The organism is Bosea sp. PAMC 26642, from assembly GCF_001562255.1.
Classification (GTDB): Bacteria; Pseudomonadota; Alphaproteobacteria; order Rhizobiales; family Beijerinckiaceae; genus Allobosea.
Genome location: NZ_CP014301.1, coordinates 487,569 through 506,814, shown reverse-complemented (window position 1 = coordinate 506,814; position 19,246 = coordinate 487,569). Strand labels below are relative to the sequence as shown.

The 19,246-nt window shown below is 65.1% G+C and carries 19 protein-coding genes; 5 read left to right on the top strand and 14 right to left on the bottom strand.

Annotated elements, in window-relative coordinates; genetic code table 11:
* Positions 1-2: 2 nt before the first annotated feature.
* The 4 genes from AXW83_RS02370 to AXW83_RS02355 form a co-directional block, all read right to left on the bottom strand.
* The gene (locus tag AXW83_RS02370) at positions 3-719 is read right to left on the bottom strand and encodes an ABC transporter permease (RefSeq protein WP_066610287.1); all 717 of its coding nucleotides are present in this window, start codon (positions 717-719) and stop codon (positions 3-5) included.
* Positions 716-1,444 carry an ABC transporter permease gene (locus AXW83_RS02365; RefSeq protein WP_066610286.1) on the bottom strand — a complete coding sequence of 243 codons (729 nt, stop codon included), beginning with the start codon at positions 1,442-1,444 and terminating at the stop codon, positions 716-718. The genes AXW83_RS02370 and AXW83_RS02365 overlap by 4 nt, the downstream gene beginning before the upstream one ends.
* 322 nt (positions 1,445-1,766) lie before the next feature.
* Complete coding sequence (locus AXW83_RS02360; RefSeq protein WP_066610284.1) at positions 1,767-2,543, bottom strand: transporter substrate-binding domain-containing protein; 777 nt, start codon at positions 2,541-2,543, stop codon at positions 1,767-1,769.
* Positions 2,544-2,752: 209 nt separating this feature from the next.
* A complete protein-coding gene (locus tag AXW83_RS02355; protein WP_082766900.1) occupies positions 2,753-3,973 on the bottom strand; it encodes an MFS transporter in 1,221 nt (406 codons plus the stop codon).
* Between the two features lie 232 nt (positions 3,974-4,205).
* On the opposite strand from AXW83_RS02355, the gene AXW83_RS02350 reads away from it, so the two are divergent.
* On the top strand, positions 4,206-4,877 hold the full coding sequence (locus AXW83_RS02350; protein ID WP_066610283.1) for a spermine/spermidine synthase domain-containing protein: 672 nt from the start codon (positions 4,206-4,208) through the stop codon (positions 4,875-4,877).
* A 5-nt stretch (positions 4,878-4,882) separates the two neighbouring features.
* Here AXW83_RS02350 and AXW83_RS02345 read toward each other — a convergent pair whose 3' ends face one another.
* Positions 4,883-6,082 carry a Fic family protein gene (locus AXW83_RS02345; protein WP_066610282.1) on the bottom strand — a complete coding sequence of 400 codons (1,200 nt, stop codon included), beginning with the start codon at positions 6,080-6,082 and terminating at the stop codon, positions 4,883-4,885.
* A 167-nt stretch (positions 6,083-6,249) separates the two neighbouring features.
* On the bottom strand, positions 6,250-7,302 hold the full coding sequence (gene speB, locus AXW83_RS02340; RefSeq protein ID WP_066610281.1) for an agmatinase: 1,053 nt from the start codon (positions 7,300-7,302) through the stop codon (positions 6,250-6,252).
* Between the two features lie 300 nt (positions 7,303-7,602).
* Here speB and AXW83_RS02335 point away from each other — a divergent pair, with 300 nt between their 5' ends.
* The 3 genes from AXW83_RS02335 (at position 7,603) to AXW83_RS02325 (ending at position 10,614) form a co-directional block, all read left to right on the top strand.
* The gene (locus AXW83_RS02335; RefSeq protein ID WP_066610278.1) at positions 7,603-8,688 is read left to right on the top strand and encodes a TRAP transporter substrate-binding protein; all 1,086 of its coding nucleotides are present in this window, start codon (positions 7,603-7,605) and stop codon (positions 8,686-8,688) included.
* Between the two features lie 289 nt (positions 8,689-8,977).
* Positions 8,978-10,072, top strand: a complete 1,095-nt coding sequence (locus AXW83_RS02330; RefSeq protein ID WP_066610276.1) for a TRAP transporter substrate-binding protein — start codon at positions 8,978-8,980, stop codon at positions 10,070-10,072.
* A gap of 164 nt (positions 10,073-10,236) precedes the next feature.
* The gene (locus tag AXW83_RS02325; RefSeq protein WP_066610275.1) at positions 10,237-10,614 is read left to right on the top strand and encodes a porin; all 378 of its coding nucleotides are present in this window, start codon (positions 10,237-10,239) and stop codon (positions 10,612-10,614) included.
* A 10-nt stretch (positions 10,615-10,624) separates the two neighbouring features.
* On the opposite strand, the gene AXW83_RS02320 is transcribed toward AXW83_RS02325, so the two are convergent.
* From AXW83_RS02320 to AXW83_RS02300, 5 genes are all read right to left on the bottom strand, one after another.
* Complete coding sequence (locus tag AXW83_RS02320) at positions 10,625-11,245, bottom strand: uracil-DNA glycosylase family protein (protein ID WP_066610274.1); 621 nt, start codon at positions 11,243-11,245, stop codon at positions 10,625-10,627.
* Positions 11,246-11,247: 2 nt separating this feature from the next.
* On the bottom strand, positions 11,248-11,721 hold the full coding sequence (locus AXW83_RS02315) for a hypothetical protein (RefSeq protein WP_066610268.1): 474 nt from the start codon (positions 11,719-11,721) through the stop codon (positions 11,248-11,250).
* Positions 11,721-12,200: a hypothetical protein gene (locus tag AXW83_RS02310; protein WP_066610266.1), complete on the bottom strand. Its 480-nt coding sequence runs from the start codon at positions 12,198-12,200 to the stop codon at positions 11,721-11,723. Before AXW83_RS02310 ends, AXW83_RS02315 begins: the two co-directional genes overlap by 1 nt.
* Positions 12,200-12,811, bottom strand: a complete 612-nt coding sequence (locus tag AXW83_RS02305; protein ID WP_066619696.1) for a glutathione S-transferase family protein — start codon at positions 12,809-12,811, stop codon at positions 12,200-12,202. Before AXW83_RS02305 ends, AXW83_RS02310 begins: the two co-directional genes overlap by 1 nt.
* Positions 12,812-12,915: 104 nt before the next feature.
* Positions 12,916-13,467, bottom strand: a complete 552-nt coding sequence (locus AXW83_RS02300) for a thermonuclease family protein (protein WP_082766899.1) — start codon at positions 13,465-13,467, stop codon at positions 12,916-12,918.
* 84 nt (positions 13,468-13,551) lie between these two features.
* On the opposite strand from AXW83_RS02300, the gene AXW83_RS02295 reads away from it, so the two are divergent.
* On the top strand, positions 13,552-15,069 hold the full coding sequence (locus tag AXW83_RS02295) for a sensor histidine kinase (RefSeq protein WP_066610263.1): 1,518 nt from the start codon (positions 13,552-13,554) through the stop codon (positions 15,067-15,069).
* Between the two features lie 42 nt (positions 15,070-15,111).
* On the opposite strand, the gene AXW83_RS02290 is transcribed toward AXW83_RS02295, so the two are convergent.
* The 3 genes from AXW83_RS02290 to cobT all read right to left on the bottom strand — a co-directional run bounded on the left by AXW83_RS02290 (position 15,112) and on the right by cobT (position 19,166).
* Entirely contained in the window at positions 15,112-16,869 is a 1,758-nt protein-coding gene (locus AXW83_RS02290) for a cache domain-containing protein (RefSeq protein WP_236841797.1), read from the bottom strand.
* A gap of 16 nt (positions 16,870-16,885) precedes the next feature.
* On the bottom strand, positions 16,886-17,866 hold the full coding sequence (locus AXW83_RS02285) for an ABC transporter substrate-binding protein (protein ID WP_066619691.1): 981 nt from the start codon (positions 17,864-17,866) through the stop codon (positions 16,886-16,888).
* A 238-nt stretch (positions 17,867-18,104) separates the two neighbouring features.
* Positions 18,105-19,166: a nicotinate-nucleotide--dimethylbenzimidazole phosphoribosyltransferase gene (gene cobT / locus AXW83_RS02280; protein WP_066610262.1), complete on the bottom strand. Its 1,062-nt coding sequence runs from the start codon at positions 19,164-19,166 to the stop codon at positions 18,105-18,107.
* Positions 19,167-19,246 lie beyond the last annotated feature (80 nt).

Below are 19,246 nucleotides of genomic sequence, written 5' to 3'. Positions count from 1 at the left end.
CCTCACCTCAACGCCATATGCCGCGTCAGCCTGGCCTCCCAGGCGTCCCAAATCCGGCGGACGACCTCCACCAGGAGCAGATAGATCAACGCCGCATAGAGATAGATCGTCAGGTCGAAGGAACGCGAGAAGGCGAGTTTGGTCGCGCCCATCAGATCGTAGATCGTCACCAGCGACGCGACCGCGCTGGATTTGACCATCACGATGAGTTCGTTGCCGAGCGGGCGCAGGGCCAGGATCATCGCCTGGGGCATGATGACGTGGCGCAGCGTCGCCCACCGGTGCAGGCCGAGTGCCAGCGCGCCCTCGAACTGGCCGCGCGGGATCGACTGGATCGCACCGCGCAGGATTTCGGCCTGGTAGGCCGCCGTGTTGATGGTGAAGGTGAACACCGCGCAATAGAACGGCTCGCGGAAGAACCACCACAGACCGACATCCTGCCAGAACAGGCGGAACTGGCCGAGGCCGTAATAGACGAGGAAAAGCTGGCAGAGCAGCGGCGTGCCGCGAAAGAAGGTGGTGTAGCCGTTGATCGTCATCTGCGCCCAGCGCGGCCCGTAAAGCCGTGCTATCGCGAGGCCGACCGCCAGCGCGAATCCAAGTGCGACCGAGACCGCCACCAGTTCGAAGGTGATCCAGAGGCCGGAGAACATCCGGCAGCCATAGTTCTGGAAGACCTCGCTGCCGAGGGCGTAGCCCGGATACTCGCACCAGTTCATCGCGTCGCGCCCCCGAATGTGGCCATGCCGCGATTGGTTCGCGCTTCGAGTTTGCCCAGACCCCAGGCCGAAGCGAGCGAAAAGGCGAAATAGATCAGGATTGCCGCGCCGAAAAACAGGAACGGCTCCTTGGTCACCACATTGGCGCGCGTCGTGATGAACATGATATCGGGCAGCGTGATGACCGAGACCAGCGAGGTCTCCTTGAGCAGCACCATCCAGTTGTTGCCGAGTCCCGGCAGGGCGACACGGATGAGCTGCGGAAACACCACGAGCCGGAAGGCATGGGCCTTGCTCAGCCCGAGAGCGGCGGCAGCCTCGCGCTGGCCCTTCGGGATCGCGTTCAGCGCGCCGACCCAGACCTCGCTGGTGAAAGCAGAGAGCACGACGCCGAGCGCGACCATGCCGGCGACGAAAGGCGGCATCGAGAAGGCGCCCGGCAGACCAAGCCACTGCCAGAATTCCTGAAGGACGATCTGGACGCCGAAATAGATGATGTAGAGGGTCAAAAGCTCGGGAACGCCGCGAAAAACCGTGGTGTACCCGGTCGCCAGCCAGCGCAGCACGACATTGTCGGAGCGCTTGCCGAGCGCGACCAGAAGCCCGAGCACGAGCCCGAATGGCAGCGTCGCCAGCGCGATCGATATGGTGATGAAGGCGCCCTGGAGAAGCGGCTGACCCCAGCCGCCGGGTCCGAAACCGAGCAATGCGAGCTTGTCGAGCATGGGGCTCCTGAGAGACTGCCCACAGTCCGTTCCTCAGAGGCTGGCCTGAAAAGAATTGGATGATTCAGGATTTGCCCTCGGCGTCATTCCGGGCGTAGCGAAGCGGAGACCCGGATCCATTCCTGAAGCTAAATGATAGCCGATCAGGCATGGATTCCGGATCGGCGCGGCTTCGCCGCTTGTCCGGAATGACGGCGCGTTGGAGAAAAACCAGAAAGAATCATAAGCTTCTTTTCGAGCCAGACTCTCAGGATGGGCGGTGGCAACAGTCGCGTTAAACCGGAGCGGCTAACCCGCCCCGGTTTCGGTTAATCCGACCACCTCACATGATGGCGATCTTGAACCACTTGTCCTGGATCTTCTTGTGCGAGCCATCGGCGAGCGACTCGGCGATCGCCTTGTCCCACATCTCCTTGAGCGCCGTGTCGCCCTTGCGGACCGCGCCACCGACGCCAGGGCCGTGGATCGTGGGATCGCGCGTCACTTCGCCGGCCTTCTTGCAGCAGTCCTTGCCCATGCCGTCGAGGAAGTCCTGCAGCGCCAGCGAATCGGCGATGATGTAGTCGAGGCGACCGTTGATCAGGTCGAGATTGGCCTCTTCCTGCGTCGGGTAGAGGCGGATGTTGCTGTCCTTGTAGTACTTCTCGAGGAAGTTGGCATGGATGGTCGAGCCCTGCGTGCCGACCGCCTTGTCCTTCAAGGCCGCAGGCGAGATGTCCGTGCCGGCCGCCTTGGCGCCGATCGCCCAGATCGGGGTCTTGGTATAGACGGAGGTGAAATCGACGCGCTTCTTGCGCTCGTCGGTGGCGTTCATGCCGGCGATGATGATGTCGTATTTATTGGCGAGCAGCGCCGGGATGATACCGTCCCAGTCCTGGACGACCCAGGTGCACTTCACCTTCATCTTCTCGCAGAGCATGTTGGCGTAGTCGATCTCGAAGCCTTCGAGCTCCTTCTTGGCGTTCAGGTTGTTGAAGGGCGGATAGGCGCCCTCCGTGCCGATCCGGATCTCCTTCCACTCCTTGGCCTGAGCCAGGGCGCCGGTGGCACCGACGACCGTCAATGCGGCCGCGGCGATGAAACGAACGAAACCTTTCATAGGACCTCCCACAGGTTTGACCGGCCGGGCGTTTCGAGTTCCCAAGTCCGGCTTGTGCCTACAGATTGGGCGATGAGGGGCCATGGCCGCAAGAGGGCGCGCGCAGCTTTTGTAAGCCGCCGCGCTCAATTAATTTGCAGAATAATCGGCTGTTTTCGTTGGGAAAATTCGGGTTCCCCAGACGACAACGTGTAGTGGCGCCGGTCGTTCTACCGCACCCTGGCGGCGCGAACGCGATCGTCGAGCAGCGAAACCGCCCAGATCGCCAACCCGCCCAGTGCCAGCGCGACGCCGACCCAGCCTGTCGAGGTCCAGCCGAATCCGGCCGCGATCGCCATACCGCCGAGCCAGGGCCCGAGCGCGTTTGCGGTGTTGAAGGCGCTGTGGTTGAGCGCGGCGGCCAGCGTCTGCGCCTCGTCTGCGACATCCATCAGCCGCGTCTGCAGCATGGGGCCGAGACCACCGCCGCAGCCGATCAGAAAGATCACGCCCGAGATCGCCCAGATGTTGCCGGCGGTGAACGGAAACAGCGCGAGCGAACCGGCGCTCCACAACAACATCCCGCCGATCGAGGGCATCAACGCGCGGTCGGCGGCCCAGCCGCCGAAAAGCGTGCCTACCGTCAGGCCGATGCCGAAGACACCGAGCACCAGCGGAACGAGATGCGGCGACACCTGCGTCACCTCGATCAGGGTCGAGGCGACATAGGTGTAGACCGCGAACATGCCGCCGAACCCGATCGCGCCGATGCCCAAGGTCAGCCAGACCTGCCGGCGCTTGAGCGCGCCGAGTTCGCGCAAGGGGCTCGCTCCGGGCTGGAGTACGTCGCGCGGGGCATAGCGCCAGACCAGCAAAACGGTCACCAGCGCCAGCACGGCTGTGATCCCGAAGCCCCAACGCCAGCCCAGCGCCTGCCCCGTCAGATTGGCCGCCGGCACGCCGAGAATGGTCGCGATGGTCAGGCCGAGCATGACCCGCGCCACGGCCTGAGCCCTGCGGTTGGGCGGCGAGAGCGAAGCTGCCACCAGCGAGGCGACGCCGAAATAAGCACCGTGCGGTAGGCCACTGAGGAACCGGAAGGCCAGCATCCAGCCATAGCTCGGCGCCAATGCGCTCAAGAGGTTCGCCACGGCAAAAACCGCCATCAGCGCGATCAGCAGGGTACGGCGCGTGACCTTGGCCGCCAGAACCGCAATGACCGGCGCACCGACGACGACGCCCAGCGCATAAGCGCTGATGACGTGCCCGGCGGTCGGTTCGTCGATGCCCAGTCCGACGGAAAAGAACGGCAGTAGGCTCATCGAGGCGAACTCGGTCGTGCCGATCGCGAAGCCACCCATCGCCAGGGCAAATAGCACGAGGCCGACATGCGCCGGCTCTCGGGTGGCGGCCATGGCGGTCGGAGAGGGGTCAACAGCGGCGACGGTCATGCTAACGTCCAGGAACATAACGCGCCGCAGCAATTATGCTGCGGCGCAATGTGTCTAGATAGTCATGCCGCAGGCGCTGCATCAACAGGATAAAGGCAGCATCCTCATGAGCCTTCCGCATGACGGGACGGTCGCCATCCGCATGTCTGCCGCGAGAGTGGCCCGCCGTGCGTCCGACCGGCTATAGGCTTTGCCGGACGAACCGCCCTGCCCTCACCAACCGAGACGGCCCGTGCTGCCCTGGATCCTGCTCGACACAGCGACATTGCCCGGCGAGGCGGGCGAACTGCGCCTGAAGCAGCGCGGGACCGAGTTCTCGATCATGCTCGGCGCGAACGAATTGATGAACAGTCGGCTCAGCGGCTCCGAGGAGGCGCTTGCGACGCTTGCCGCCGCACGTCTCGCAGGCCGCGAGCAACCTCATATCCTGATCGGCGGGCTCGGCATGGGCTTTACCCTGCGCGCGGCGCTGGGGAGCTTCGGGGCGCACGCGCAGATCGAGGTGGTCGAGCTCGTGCCGCAGGTCGTGGCGTGGGCGAAGGGTCCGATCGCGGAGGTCTTCGCCGACAGCCTCGACGACCCGCGCGTGACGGTGACGGTCGCGGACGTCGCCGCGGTCATCGTCAAGGCAAGCGCTCGTTATGACTCCATCCTGCTCGACGTCGACAACGGTCCCGATGGTCTGACGATCCAGGCCAATGACGGCCTCTACAGCGAGTCCGGTTTGGCGGCGGCCATGCGGGCGCTGCGGGCCGGCGGGGTGCTGGCCGTCTGGTCGCAGGGGCCGGACCCGCGCTTTACGCAGAGGCTCGGGCGCGCGGGTTTCAAGACCGAGGAAATCGGCGTCCGCGCCGGGCGCGGCCGCGGAAAGCGGCATGTAATCTGGCTGGCGACACGGCCGTGACGAGGTCAGGTCTGCGGGTATAGACGCGGAAACAGAACATCCAGAGAGGCCGCAGGGAAACGAAGCGAAACGGGCCCCTTGGGCGTCTCGGAAGCGAGCAGGCCATCCGCGACGACATCGTTCAGCAGGCGCCGGGCTGTTCGTTCGGGCACGCCAGTAATTCTGGCCGCCTCGCCGCGCTCGAACTCGCCCCGGAACAGAGCTTCCTCCAGCAGACGGGCCGATTCCGGCTTGAGCTTTTCATGTTGCTCGACATAGCCGCGCAGCCGACGGGCCAGGGCATCGAGTTCGAACAACCCGGCCATGAAAGTGACCTGATCCAGGCAGACGCGCAGGAACCACAGGACGTAATCGATCAGTGCGCGCTCGGAGAGATTTCCCCGGCCGTCCCTGTCACCCTGCCGCGGCATGTCGGCATGGCTTATCATCGCCTTGTACTCGGTCCGGCTCTCGAGGCCGCGCGCAAGCCCCCGCGAGACGGACCACAGCCCCTGCGCGCCAATGCCAGCAGAGTGTGCCATCGCGTGACTCATCAGGCGGCTGACGCGGCCGTTCCCATCGGGAAAAGGATGGATGTAGTTGAACCGGTGATGAGCAGCCGCCATCGCCATGATCCGACCGGCCTTGCCAAGATGCTCGAAGCGAAAGCGCGCCTCGAAATGCTCCATGAAGGCATCGACGTGATCGCTTGACGGAGGAACGTGCCGCCCAACCTGAACGTCGTGCTCGGGACGCGAGCGCCACTCGCCTGGCTGCATGACGAAACTCCGGCCGGCGCCTTCGATCAAAATCATCGCGTCAGGAGCATCGTGATAGAATTGCCAATGCAGCCAACGCAGGAATTTTTGAGAGGCGGGCTCAGGGAGGAGCTCTTGCCGCTCCATGCTGTCGATGCTCGCCTGCAACCTTACATGCGCCGCGGCCTCAATCTGCAGGTTGCGGCTTCCTTCGTCCTCGTTAAATCGGCCGGCCAAAGCGCGTTCAATATCGCGGGGACGGGTGTCGTGGCCCTCGATCAGATTGCTGTAGTATGTGTTCATGATCCGAACGAGGCCGGACAAGTTTGCTGCCGTTTGAGGATGAAGCCTGTGCCCCAGCGCCGCCGATGCGGCGGACAGGTCGGCGATCGCATCGGCTATTGCGGCCGTCGGCTCTTCGAGCAGGGCGGGCTCGATTCGACTTGGCGATTCGATTGCTAACGACATTCGCTTGGCCGATCTTTCATCTTGCCACTTCGTCCCTTCTACAGAACGAATCCTAAGATAGGCCAATACCTTATTCAGGCCGTTCGTTCAGAACCGCTTTCCCTGAGCAAGGCTCTGGCCGATCCTCTGGCCGATCCTGGCTGCAGTGGTGAGAACTCATTCAGCTCTCAGGGCCTGCCTTTGCCCCGCGCCCTCGCCTCGGCGATCAGGCAGAGTTCTGTGAACAGCACCTGCGCGGCGCATTGGGCGGTGTTGGTGGTCGCATCGTATTGCGGCGCAACCTCGACGACGTCGGCGGCGACGATGTTTGCGCCCTTCAGCCCGCGCAGGATGGCGAGCGCCTCGCGCGGCGTCAGGCCGCCGACCTCGGGAGTGCCGGTGCCCGGCGCGAAGGCCGGATCGAGCGAATCGACATCGAAGGAGACATAGGTCGGCCCGTCGCCGATGACCGTGAGCGCCTTCGCGATGACGGCGTCCAGCCCAAGATCATCGACCTCGTTGGCGTGGATCACGGTCATGCCGCTCTCATAGGAGAACTCCCAGAGGTATTCCGCGCCGCCGCGAATGCCGATCTGGATCACGCGCTGCGGGTCCAGCACACCGTCGAGCACCGCCTGCCGGAACGGGCCGCCATGGTGGAATTTCGAGCCTTCATAAGGACCCGAAGTGTCGCAATGGGCGTCGATATGGACCATGCCGACCGGCTGCTTTTCGCCGACCGCGCGCATGATCGGATAGGTGATCGAATGGTCGCCGCCGACCGCGAGTGGCGATACGCCCGCAGCGACGATGGTCTTGAACGTCGCCTCGATATCCTCGTGGCAGCTTTCGAGCGAATAGCGCGAACGGAACGGCACGTCGCCGATATCGGCCGCCTTCACCATGCCGAAAGGCGCGGTGCCCAGGACATGGTCCATCGGCCCCATGCGCTCGACGGCCCGAACCGCACGCGGGCCGAGCCGGGTGCCGGCGCGGTTGGTAACGCCGAGATCCATCGGCAGGCCGATGATCGCAACGTCGAGCCCGCCGAGGTCCGGCAGGCCCAGCGCATCGGGTCGGTAGGGCGCGCTGAGGAAGGTCGCGACATCGGAGAACGGCCATTTCCGCTTGTCGCCCTTGAACTGGTCGGCGGCGACTTTGGCGAAGCGCGGATCGTGGATGTCGGCACCGCTCGCATAGGCGTAGCGAGCCCTCAAGCGGGCGAGTTTGTCCTGATCCATGTCGCTTTGCCTTTTGCGTTTCGTCCGTGGAGGTTGACCACGCGCGCGAAAAGTTTCATGCGCTTGCCGCGCAGCCGTGCCATGTCCAAGACGCAATTGCCGCGCCTGCTGGCGATATCCGGTTCCAGGGGCTCGCGAAGATGCCGATACAAGGCTCGAATGGCGAAAGGCTTTCCACTAAAGAACAAACGCCTTCCAGCCGCCATGCTTGCTACAACCACCCATCCTCGTTTTGAAACGCCGCAAGGCGGGATCAACCCGCCTGCCCGTTGTCGCTACCCGATCCCCAAGGAGATGCTTATGAAGCGCCGTCAATTCATCCAGACCGCCGCCGTCGGTGCAGCCGCCGCGGCTGTTGCCGCGCCCGCGGTCGCACAATCCAACCCCGAGGTGAAGTGGCGCCTGGCGTCGAGCTTTCCGAAGTCGCTCGACACGATCTATGGCGGCGCCGAGGTCATGGCCAAAATGGTCTCCGACCTGACCGACGGCAAGTTCCAGATCCAGGTCTTCGCGGCCGGTGAAATCGTGCCCGGCCTGCAGGCGGCCGACGCGGTCACCAACGGCACGATCGAGATGTGCCACACCGTGTCGTATTACTATGTCGGCAAGGATCCGACCTTCGCGGTTGCGGCCTCGGTGCCGTTCGGCCTCAATGCCCGCCAGCAGAACGCCTGGCTCTACCAGAACGGCGGCAACGAGCTGTTCAACGAGTTCTACAAGAAGTTCAACATCTACGGCATGCCTTGCGGCAACACCGGCGCGCAGATGGGCGGCTGGTTCCGCAAGGAGATCAAGACCGTTGCCGACATGCAGGGCGTCAAGATGCGCATCGGCGGCATCGCCGGTTCGGTGCTGCAGAAGCTCGGCGTCGTGCCGCAGCAGATCGCCGGCGGCGACATCTATCCGGCACTCGAGAAGGGCACCATCGACGGCGCCGAGTGGGTCGGCCCCTATGACGATGAGAAGCTGGGTTTCTCCAAGGTCGCGCCGTTCTACTATTATCCCGGCTTCTGGGAAGGTGGCCCGACGGTCCACGCCTTCGTCAACCTGGACAAGTGGAACGCGCTGCCCAAGGCCTATCAGGCCGCACTGACCGCCGCCTGCACCTATGCCAACACGCAGATGGCCGCGAAATACGACGTGCAGAACCCGGCGGCTCTGAAGCGTCTCGTCGGCGCCGGCACGCAGTTGCGCCCCTTCTCGCAGGAGATCCTCGAGGCCTGCCTGAAGGCGTCGAACGAGCTCTATGCGGAGATCTCGGCCAAGAACCCCGACTTCAAGAAGGCGATCGAGTCCATGGCTGCCTTCCGGTCCGACCAGTATCTCTGGTGGCAGGTCGCGGAGCTGAGCTTCGACGTGTTCCAGGTGCGGTCGCGCGCGCGCTGAGGCGGCGCGGCGCGCCACCACCAACTGAGCGATTCGACCAGGAAGGCCCGGCTCATGCCGGGCCTTCGGCGTTTGCGGAGCCCGACATCGGCCGGGATCTCTGCTCGGGTGAACCCGCGTTTAGAGATCGTCCGCCCACGCGGAGGTCGAAGCCTGTTATCTATTATGTGAATTTCGCATACCAGCCATGCTTTCTATCTTGCGCTTCCCGATAGACCTGCTTTGTTTGTGAAATCGCGAAAACCGGGCTCAACCGGTGCGTCATGTCTTTGAGGGAGGACAGGTCCAGATGAAGCGTCGTCAGTTTTTGAAGGTGGCCGGAGCCGGAGCCACAGCCGGCACGATCGCCAGCCCGGCCATCGCGCAGACAACCCCGGAGGTGAAATGGCGCGTCACCTCCTCCTTCCCCAAATCGCTCGATACGATCTACGGCGCATCCGAGGTGATGGCGAAGGCGGTCTCCGAGGCGACTGACGGCAAGTTCCAGATTCAGGTCTTCGCGGCAGGCGAAATCGTGCCCGGCCTGCAAGCCGCCGATGCCGTCACCAACGGCACCGTCGAAATGTGCCATACGGCGTCCTACTACTATGTCGGAAAGGATCCGACCTATGCTTTCGGTACGGCAGTGCCCTTCGGCCTGAACTCACGGCAGCAGAATGCCTGGTTCTACCATGGCGGCGGCATGGAGCTGCTGAACGAGTTCTACAAGAAATCCAACATCTACGCACTGCCAGGCGGGAACACCGGCTGCCAGATGGGCGGCTGGTTCCGCAAGGAGATCAAGACCGTCGCCGACCTCCAGGGCGTCAAGATGCGGATCGGCGGCTTTGCCGGCCAGGTGCTTCAGAAGCTGGGCGTGGTGCCGCAGCAGATCGCCGGCGGTGATATCTACCCGGCGCTGGAGAAGGGCACCATCGATGCGGCGGAATGGGTCGGCCCCGCCGATGACGAGAAGCTAGGCTTCAACAAGGTCGCGCCCTATTATTACTATCCCGGCTGGTGGGAGGGCGGCGCCGCGCTGCATTTCTTCATCAACACGGCGAAATGGGACGCGCTGCCCAAGACCTACAAGTCCGTTCTGACGACCGCTGCCGCGCTCGCCAATATCGACATGCAGGCGAAATATGATGCCCGCAACCCGGCCGCGCTCAAGCGCCTGGTCGGCGCCGGCGCGCAATTGCGGCCGTTCTCGCAGGAGATTCTCGAAGCCTGCCTGAAGGCGTCCAAGGAGGTCTATGCCGAAACTTCCGCCAAGAACGCCGACTTCAAGAAGATCTACGACGCGATGTCGGCCTTCCGTGGCGACCAATATCTCTGGTTCCAGATCGCCGAATACACCTATGACAATTTCCTGATCCGCGCGCGCGCGGCCAACCAGCTCTGAAGAGAGCGACCGGCCGGCCCACCGGCCCAACTCGAAGCCTCTCGAACCCTGGCCGCAAGGCCGGGGTTTTTCATGGCGGGCCATCGTATATAACCATGCGCAAGTGCCATCGCTTCGCCATGACGCCCACGTAGCAAGGCCAACGCCGCCAGGAACCGTCCGCCATGCGCCCTTTCGCCACCGCTCTCGGCCTTCTGCTCGTCGCCACAGCACCGGGCGCCGCGCAATCGATCGGAGAGCCGCTTCCCGGACGCGGTGCGCCCAGGACGAACCCGAAACCGGCGCAGGCCACACAGGCCGCACGACCCTGCCCCGCTTACGGTCCAGGCTTCGTGCGGGTCGAAGGCTCGTCGCTGTGCGTGCGGGTCGGCGGGGCGGTGCGGGTCGAATACGGCAAGAGTTCGCACAACGGTTATGGCTCGTCGGCCGGTGGCGCGGTGCGAGTCGAGAGCAGGGGCGAGACAAGCCTCGGGCCGGTCCGCTCGTTTGTGCAGATGCGCGGACAGGTCGATCGCGGACTGGAATCGTCGCCCTTCCGCTGAGTCTCGGCGCTCAGCCGAGCAGGCGCCGGACCTCCGTGCGGAGCACGGGCAGGCAATCGACTTCGAACCAGGGATTACGCTTCAGCCAGGTGTTGTTGCGCCAGGAGGGATGCGGCAACGGCAGCACGCGTGGATGAGCGGGTCGGGCCAGAATGTCTTGCCAGTTCGCCATCGTCTCCGACAGCGTCGCCGCCTTGTCGGGTCCCAGGTGCCAGGCTTGCGCATAAGTGCCGATGGCAAGAACAAGCTCGATGTCGGGTAGCGCAGCGAAGACGCGGACGCGCCAATGCGGCGCGCATTCGCGCCTTGGCGGACGGTCTCCGCCCTTGGCATCGAGGCCGGGGAAGCAATGGCCCATCGGCACGATCGCGACCCGGCGCTCGTCATAGAATGTCGCTTCGTCGAGCCCGAGCCAGCCGCGCAGGCGCACGCCCGACGGATCGGTGAACGGCCTGCCGCTGGCATGGACGCGGGTTCCCGGTGCCTGGCCTGCGATGCAGAGCCGGGCACTCGCCGCGGCCTGGATCACCGGGCGCGGCTCATGGGGAAGCGGCGGCGGATAGAGCGGCGCATCGCGACAGATGCGGCAGGCGCGCAGTTCGCCCAAGACGGTCTGGAGCGGTTCCGACATGCTCACCGCTGCGCGATGGCGCGTGCGCCCGGCGCGCGGGAGATCAGGCCGTCGCAGGTCCATTGCGGCGGCGTGTCGCCAAAACTGTGCGTATCGCCCGGCTCGACCGTGGCGATGCCGTTGATGCGACCGCTCGGACGGCTGCGCAAGACGGTGAGCCTGCCGCTGAGCTCGACCTTGAAGCAATAGGTCCGACGGGTCTCGTGCGGCCCGTAATAGTAGCAGACCGCATTCTCCGTCGTGGTCCAGCAGGCGTCGCGGTTGGGGACGTTGCGGTTGTGGCCCAGCGCGCGGCCGTCGGGGTGATGGAATTCGGAGAAAGGCAGATTGCTGCCGGAATAGCGGCCGCTGACGGTATTGCCCTCGAATGCGCTGCGGATGGCAGCGCCGTCGAGGCGCTCGGCCGCCTGTCCGCTGCCGGCGCAAGCGGCAAGCGACAGGGCGAGCAGCAGCGATCCACCGGCGGAGTGGCGCATCAGCGGGCCGCGAGGCGACGCCGCGACATCGGCGGAAAGGCCGGGAGGTTCGGCGCCTTCGAGATCAGGCCGTCGCAATACCAGGGCTCGCCTTGGTCGGAATGGTTGCGCGGATTGCCCGGCTCGACGGTCGCCAGCGCGTTGATCTGGTTGCTTGCGACGTTGCGCAGGACGTAGAGCCTGTCGGTGAGTTCGACCGTGAAACAATGCACCGTGCGGTCGCTCGCCGGGCCGTAGTAATAGCAGATCTGGTCTTCCTTGGTGATCCAGCACGCGTCCTTGTTCGGCTGCCAGCCATTGTGACCGAGCGCGCGGCCATCCGTGTCGTGATATTCGGTGAAGAAGCCGCCATTGGCATAGCGCCCGCTGACCGTATTTCGCTCAAAGGCCTGCTTGATCGCCTCGCCGCTCAGCTTCTCGACGGCACGGGCCGGCGCAAGCAGCGCGACCAGCGCCAGAACGACGACGACGAGCCGCATCAGGCTTTCCAGCTCGGCCGGGCCGAGAGTTCGCCATGCCAGCGGCGGATGTGGACGAAATCCTCCGGCAGCGGAATGCGCGAGGGCTTCATGAAGTCGATCGCGATGCCGGCGGTGATGTCGGCGACCGTCAGCGTCTCGCCGCAGAGGAAGGTATTGCCGGCGAGCTGCAATTCGAGGATCCAGAGATGGTCGTCGATCTGCTCGCGATTGGCTTCCGCCCATTCGGGCACCTGGTCCTCCAGCTCGGCCATGGAGGGATGGGAGTGGCGGAAGACGGCGGCGACGGCGGAAAACAGGCCAAGCTCGATGCGCCGGTTCCACATCTCGACGAGAGCCTGTTCTCTGGCGTCCTCGCCAAAGAGCGGCGGCCGCGGGTGAAGGCTCTCGATATAGCGACAGATCGCGATCGTCTCGGCCAGCGCGGTGCCGTCATCGAGCACCATTACGGGCAGGCGCTGCGCCGGGTTCAGCCTCGTGAAATCCTCGCTCTTGTGCTCCTTCCTCGCGATGTCGATCGGAACGATCTCCGGCAGGGGAACGCCTTTTTCCGAAAAGAAGATCCGCACCCGTCGCGGATTGGGAGCCCGCCCGCCATCGTAGAGCTTCATCTCGTCCTCTCCCGTATCCGCGCCCGACCCGACCATGCCGAGGCCGGCGCGGTCAACCTCGTGGCGTGACTTCTTGACGATGGCAAGGCGCCGATCAGCGCTCCTCAGCGGCCCTGTCCGCGCCGCCAGGCCTCCGGACGTTCGAAGCGCAGCGCCCAGAGGCCACGCCCGGCAGCCTTCGCCTCGTCTTCCTCGCTGCGATAGCCGCCATAGGCCACGGCCTGCCCATCGCGTACCATCGTCGCGTTGATGTCGGTGTCACCCTGGCGGCAGCGGGCGAGGCCCCGGCCGTACCGATCGGCCCGGCCGATCTCGCAGGTGACGATGCCGCGTTCGAGAAGAGCGACCAGAGCCCGCCGCGCGGTACGTCCGCAATCGACCTGGGCGCCCGACCTCGCCGTGCAGCTCTGGCGATATTCCGGCGCATCGATGCCCTCCAGCCGCAATTCCTCGCCGCCGAGCCGCAGCGAGTCGCCGTCGATCGCCTGAGCCGCTCCGACCAAATGTCGCGCCGGGCCGAGCCGGTATTGCAGAACGGCCCCTGCGATCGCCAATAATCCAATGATTCCAAACGCGACCACGAGATCGACCCCACGGCCGACGCGGCGCCAGCCTAACGGTCCCGAGCGGGAATGAGGGAATCCGAAGCGTGCCATCAGGAAGAGCTTAACGATTTACCGACCATGATGGCGAGCCGGTCGCGCATGGCGAGCCGAGGAGCGGAGCGACGCGTCTTTCACATGGCGGAAGTGACGGCCGAACAGGTGCAGCGCGGGCGTGGGCCCGACCCTTCCGTGCTGGCACGCCGCAAGCTCGTCACGCGCGAGGTGAAGTCCGTTCGCGAGCGCCTGACCTCTTCGACCGGACTGGTGCGCGCCTTCGACTACGAATTGCTGAGGCTCTTCGCCCAATATCGAATGAACAGCATGATCGGCGCCCTGGTGCTGGCGCTGTGCATCGCGACCGCGGCGTTCCTCTGGGTGCCGATCTATCGGGTCACGCCATGGCTTGCCTTCATCGCCCTGAGTGCGATGCTGCAGGTCGTTCTGGGCCGGCGGTTCCTGTCGCAAGCGACGGGCGACGTGCGGATCGGCCTGTGGCGGAAGCTGTTCACGCTGGCGGAGGGGCTGCATGGCCTTGCCTGGGCATTGCTGCCGCTGCTGTTCGTCCAGATCGAGGCGCCGGGCATCAAGGTGTTCGTCACGACGACGCTTCTGATCGTCAGCGCGCTGACGGTGATGCTGTCGGCCTCGATCCCGGTCGCCGTCTATACCGGCCTGTTCCCGATCGCGGTCAGCATCACACTGTTCTTCTGGGGCCGCTCCGATATCGACAGCGTCACCATGGCGATGATGGCCGGTTCGGCGCAACTCTTCTTCGTCTTCCTGGCCAACCGGCTCTATTCCAGCTCGGTCTCGACCATCGAGTCCCGAGCTGAAAAGGACGCACTGATCGCGGAGCTGGAAACCGCCACCGCGAATTCCGACGAGGCCCGGCGCAAGGCCGAGGAGGCCAATCTCGCAAAATCGCGCTTCCTCGCAACGATGAGCCATGAGCTGCGCACGCCGCTGAACGCGATCCTGGGTTTCTCCGAGGTGATGAAGAACGAGGTTTTCGGTGGACACGCCAATAGCGCCTACAAGGAATATTCCGCCGATATCCACGGCTCGGGCCAGCATCTGCTGAACCTGATCAACGAGATCCTCGATTTATCGCGCATCGAGGCCGGCAAATACGAGCTGAACGAGGAAGCGCTGAGCCTGGCCGCGATCGTCGACGACTGCCAGCACATGCTGAACCTGCGCGCCAAGGCCAAGGGCCAGACGATCCGCGCGGCGATCGAGCCGGAGCTGCCGAAAATCTGGGCCGACGAGCGTGCGATCCGGCAAGTGGTGCTGAACATCCTGTCGAACGCGATCAAGTTCACGCCCCAGGGCGGCGAGATCTCGATCAAGGTCGGCTGGACCGCCACCGGTGGGCAATACGTCTCGATCACCGATACCGGCCCCGGCATTCCCGAGGAGGAGATCCCGGTCGTGCTGCAGACCTTCGGACGCGGCTCGCTGGCGATCAAGACGGCCGAACAGGGCTCGGGCCTCGGCTTGCCGATCGTCAAGGGCCTGATCGACCTGCACAAGGGCGGCTTCCACCTGAAGTCGAAGCTACGCGCCGGGACCGAGGTGACGATCACCCTGCCCGCCGAGCGCGTGATGGATACGCTGGCAGCCCTGCCGGAGCCGAAGACGCGGGCGGCCTGAAGGCGGCGGGACGGTTTGGCGGAGCGGATCGGGCCCAGCGCCTCAGGCGTCTATTTGCCCGAGACCGATGGCGAAGACCGGAACCGGCTCCTCGAACCCCTTCAAGGTCCGCGCTTCCAGTTCGACCAGAGGCAGGCTCGATCCGACCGCTTCCGCCGCGACGCGGTCGATCAGGATTTCGAAATCGTCCGCGCTCGAACACAGGCGCGATGCCAGATTCACGACGTTGCCGATCGCGGTGTAGTCGAGCCGCCCCCGGGAGCCGATCCGTCCGACCGTGGCGGGTCCCATGGCCAACCCCACGCCGAAGCCCAGCCGGTCGTCCAAGGCGCGCCAGCCGACCATAAGCTTCTGGACGCTCGTCTGCATGTCGCACGCCATGGTAACGGCTCGCAGGGCCGGATCGGGACATGGCACGGGCGCGTTGACCAGAATCATCATGCCATCGCCGGAGAAGTTCGTCAGGGTCGCGCCATGCGCGCTGACGATGCTTTCGAGCGAGTCGTAATATGCGCTCAACACGTCCATCACGGTCTCGGGTTCCGTTTGAGCCGAGAAGGCCGTGAAGCCCCGCAAGTCGCAGAACACGACCACCACCTCGACGCGCCGGCTGTCGAGAACGTGGGCGTCGCCCGTGCGGTCGACCAGTTCGGCAACCTGCGGGGCGAGAAAGCGCTTGAGCCGGCCTATCCGCTCCGACCTTTCCTGCGAAACCGCTAGCTCGCTGGCCATCTCGTTGAAACGGGTCGCAACCCGCTCGAATTCGTCGCCGGTGGCGAGGTCGATCCGATGGTCGAACTGGCCGGCACCGATCCGCGCGACGCCGTCCTCCAGAAGGCGGATCGGGCCTATCATGTGCTGGGCCAGCAAATAGGCGAACAGCAGCGCGAGCGCCGCGCCGACGACAAGCAACGTCCCGGTGCGCCAAAGCGCGGCGTAAATCGGCCCAAGCGCCTCGGTGACGGGCTGCTTGACGATCACGCTCCAGTCGAGGCCTGGAATCTGCGCCATCGCGGCCAGGACCGTGTTTCCCCCCGTATCCCGGCCGGCGACCGCCTCGCCGGATCGCGCGAGGATCCCGGCGCGCAAGGCTTGCAGCGGCCGCGTCGCCGCTGCGTCGGCCCGCAAAACGAGGCTGATGTCGGGATGGGCGACGAGACGTCCCGGCTGGTCGAGAACGAAAGCCTCTCCGGTTCGACCGACCCGTATCGCCGAGATCACCTCCCAGATGAATTTGAGGTTGATCTCTGCCAGTACCACCCCGACCGCCGATCGGTTGCCCGCGATCGCGATCGTCATGAACGGCTCCGAACCGCCGTGAAACGTGACGGGCCCGAACCAGACCCCATTTGCACGGGCTCCGATCACTGCCGGGCTCGCGGAATGGTCTTCCCCGCCCTCGACCCTGTTCAGACCGATGCGCGAAACGAAAAGGCGTTCCTTGCCGACCGCATCGACGAGGGTGAGGCTGACGACGGCCGGAACCTGCCGCAGCAGGCGCAAGGCGTCGAGCCTTCGTCTTTCATCGGCACTCGCCGACCACGGCAACTGCACGGTCCATTGCAGCTGATCCTGGATTCCTTCGATGTAGTCCTGGATGCGCGCGCCCGCCGACCGGGCTTCCGCCTCGAGCAGATCGTTCAGTCTGGCTCGCTGGTCGCGGTAGCCGAACCATGCCTCGCTTCCGCCCGCGACGAGAAGCGGCACCACGACCGCTGCGAAGAGGGCGATAAAGTATTTCGCGAACAGCGAGGTCCGTGGGGCGGGAACCGGATCGGCCACCGCATTCAAGCCAGGCACGGGCTCGCCAGCCGAGTCATTCGATCACCATGTCGGCGCTGCTCAGGAGCGAAGGCGGAAAGGGCGTGCCAAGCTCGCGGGCTGCCTTCAGATTGATGAACAGTTCGACCTTGGTGACGCGCTGGACCGGCAGATCGGCAGGCTTCTCTCCCTTGAGGATACGGCCGGCGTAAACCCCGGTATGGCGATGCGACTGACGGAAATCGCCACCATAGCTCATCAGGCCGCCGGCAGCCGGAAAGTCGCGGGCCTGGGTGATGGCAGGCATACCGTATTGGACCGCCAGTTCGGCCAAACGTTTGCTGCGATAGGCGAAATAGGGGTCCGAGGTGAAGACGATTCCGCCTGCCTGCATCTGCTGTGCGCCTGCAAACACCCCGTCGAACTCCTGTTCGTTGCTGGCCGTCAGGAAGCGCAGGCGCACCCCCAGGCTGTCGGCCGCCGCCTGCAGATTTGCCGCTTGCAGCTTCGAGGTCGGGCTCGACGGATTGACGGCGGCAGCCAAAAGCCGGGCCGTGGGAAGCAATTCCCGCATGAACTCCAGGCGCTTGCTGGACGCCTCGACGCTCAGGCTCGACACGCCGGTCAGGTTGCCTCCCGGCCGGGACAGGCTGGCGACGACGCCGAGCGCGACGGGGTCGCCCCCCATTTCGAAGACGATCGGGATCGTTGCGGTCACAGACTTCGCGGCGAGCGCGACCTCGGCGCCTCCGGGCGCGACGATCACGCTCACCTGAAGGCCTGCGAGCTCCGCCGCGAGCGCCGGGAGCCGCTGATACTGGCCTTCCGCCCAGCGAAACGCGATCGAAACATCCCGCCCCGCGATGTACCCGGTCTCCGCGAGGCCCTCGCGGAAGGCATCGAGGCGACTGGCATAGGCTTCGGGGGTTTCGGAGCCGAGATATCCTATGACCGGCATGGCCGATCGCTGCGCGAAGGCGGGGGCGCCGTGCACCGCAGCTGCGCCCGCGAGCGCGATGACATCGCGGCGACTTATTCTACCGGCGGCCCGCCATGTCACGGAGGACATGTAACGCAAGATTCGTCCCCCTCCAGCCAAGGTCGAGCTTCGCAAACGAGTGATCAGCAAGGCGATCGTCGCCGAATCGCGGCACCGCCATGCGACATGCGCTGCGGAAGCGGTTAACCAATACCAGAAACCGCACTGCGGCACGACCGATAAGTGGCGTCTCAGCCATCAGCAAGGCCGATCTTCAGGTGCCACCCAACCTTCTTCAGCCAGCCCCACCGGCGTCGTAAACCACTTCAGACGTTCCTAAATCCTTCCCCGCGACGCCGGCCTGCGCGAAGGTCGCCATGCCGGCGTGGATCGCGGCGGCAGCCTTGACCAGGCTTGCTGCAAGCGCCGCGCCAGTGCCCTCGCCAAGCCGCATGTCGAGGGCCAGCAGCGGCTGCTTGCCGAGGCGGGCGAGCACCTGCGCATGGGCGCCCTCGGCCGAGAGATGGCCCGCGAGGCAATGGTCCAGCGCCAAAGGCTCCAGCGCATGCAGGATCGCGGCGGCGGCCGTGACCACATAGCCGTCGAGGATGACCGGTATGCGCTGCTGGCGCGCGGCGAGGATGGCGCCGCAGATCGCGGCCATCTCGCGCCCGCCGAAGCGGCGCAGAACTTCGAGGGGATCGTTCAGATGAGCGGCGTGGAGCGCCAGCCCCGCCTCGACGGCGGCGACCTTGCGCCTTAGCCCGTCATCGTCGAGGCCGGTACCGCGCCCGCACCAGAACGCGGCCTCGCCGCCATAGAGCGCGGCATAAATGGCTGCCGCCGAGGTGGTGTTGCCGATGCCCATCTCACCGAGGCAGAGCAGGTCGGTGCCGCCGGCGAGCGCCTCCATGCCGAAAGCCATGGTGGCGACGCAAGACCGCTCGTCGAGCGCATCTTCCCTGGTGAAATCGCCTGTCGGCAGGTCGAGCGCGAGATCGAAGACCTTGAAGCCGAGGTCGAACGCCGCGCAGATCTGGTTGATCGCCGCGCCGCCCGCCGCGAAATTCTCGAGCATCTGGCGGGTCACGGCCTGTGGGAAGGCCGAGACACCTTGCGCCACCACGCCGTGATTGCCGGCGAAGACGCAGACAAGCGGCCGGTCCACCCGGGGCTGCGCCTTGCCCTGCCAGGCGGCGAGCCATTCGGCGATCTCCTCCATGCGACCGAGGCTGCCTGCGGGCTTAGTCAGTTCCTTGTCGCGGGCGCGCACGGCATTGGCGGCGGCCATGTCGGGGCCGGGCATAGTGGCGAGCAGGGTGCGGATATCGTCGAAGGGAAGGCCTGAAGCGGGCATGGCATCTCGTCGGGGTTTGGAACAGGCGTTCGCCGCTGCATCCGCATGGCGACAGGCTTTGCGCTGCTGCTATAGGCTCA

What these genes read in the sequence shown, in the direction of transcription:
- AXW83_RS02315 (WP_066610268.1), bottom strand. Translation starts at nt 11,721, where the DNA reads ATGCGCCACTCCGCCGGTGGATCGCTGCTGCTCGCCCTGTCGCTTGCC.
- AXW83_RS02325 (WP_066610275.1), top strand. Translation starts at nt 10,237, where the DNA reads ATGCGCCCTTTCGCCACCGCTCTCGGCCTTCTGCTCGTCGCCACAGCA.
- AXW83_RS02360 (WP_066610284.1), bottom strand. Translation starts at nt 2,543, where the DNA reads ATGAAAGGTTTCGTTCGTTTCATCGCCGCGGCCGCATTGACGGTCGTC.
- speB (WP_066610281.1), bottom strand. Translation starts at nt 7,302, where the DNA reads ATGGATCAGGACAAACTCGCCCGCTTGAGGGCTCGCTACGCCTATGCG.
- AXW83_RS02355 (WP_082766900.1), bottom strand. Translation starts at nt 3,973, where the DNA reads ATGACCGTCGCCGCTGTTGACCCCTCTCCGACCGCCATGGCCGCCACC.
- AXW83_RS02335 (WP_066610278.1), top strand. Translation starts at nt 7,603, where the DNA reads ATGAAGCGCCGTCAATTCATCCAGACCGCCGCCGTCGGTGCAGCCGCC.
- AXW83_RS02320 (WP_066610274.1), bottom strand. Translation starts at nt 11,245, where the DNA reads ATGTCGGAACCGCTCCAGACCGTCTTGGGCGAACTGCGCGCCTGCCGC.
- AXW83_RS02365 (WP_066610286.1), bottom strand. Translation starts at nt 1,444, where the DNA reads ATGCTCGACAAGCTCGCATTGCTCGGTTTCGGACCCGGCGGCTGGGGT.
- AXW83_RS02370 (WP_066610287.1), bottom strand. Translation starts at nt 719, where the DNA reads ATGAACTGGTGCGAGTATCCGGGCTACGCCCTCGGCAGCGAGGTCTTC.
- AXW83_RS02345 (WP_066610282.1), bottom strand. Translation starts at nt 6,082, where the DNA reads ATGTCGTTAGCAATCGAATCGCCAAGTCGAATCGAGCCCGCCCTGCTC.
- AXW83_RS02305 (WP_066619696.1), bottom strand. Translation starts at nt 12,811, where the DNA reads ATGAAGCTCTACGATGGCGGGCGGGCTCCCAATCCGCGACGGGTGCGG.
- AXW83_RS02330 (WP_066610276.1), top strand. Translation starts at nt 8,978, where the DNA reads ATGAAGCGTCGTCAGTTTTTGAAGGTGGCCGGAGCCGGAGCCACAGCC.
- cobT (WP_066610262.1), bottom strand. Translation starts at nt 19,166, where the DNA reads ATGCCCGCTTCAGGCCTTCCCTTCGACGATATCCGCACCCTGCTCGCC.
- AXW83_RS02300 (WP_082766899.1), bottom strand. Translation starts at nt 13,467, where the DNA reads ATGGCACGCTTCGGATTCCCTCATTCCCGCTCGGGACCGTTAGGCTGG.
- AXW83_RS02310 (WP_066610266.1), bottom strand. Translation starts at nt 12,200, where the DNA reads ATGCGGCTCGTCGTCGTCGTTCTGGCGCTGGTCGCGCTGCTTGCGCCG.
- AXW83_RS02295 (WP_066610263.1), top strand. Translation starts at nt 13,552, where the DNA reads ATGGCGGAAGTGACGGCCGAACAGGTGCAGCGCGGGCGTGGGCCCGAC.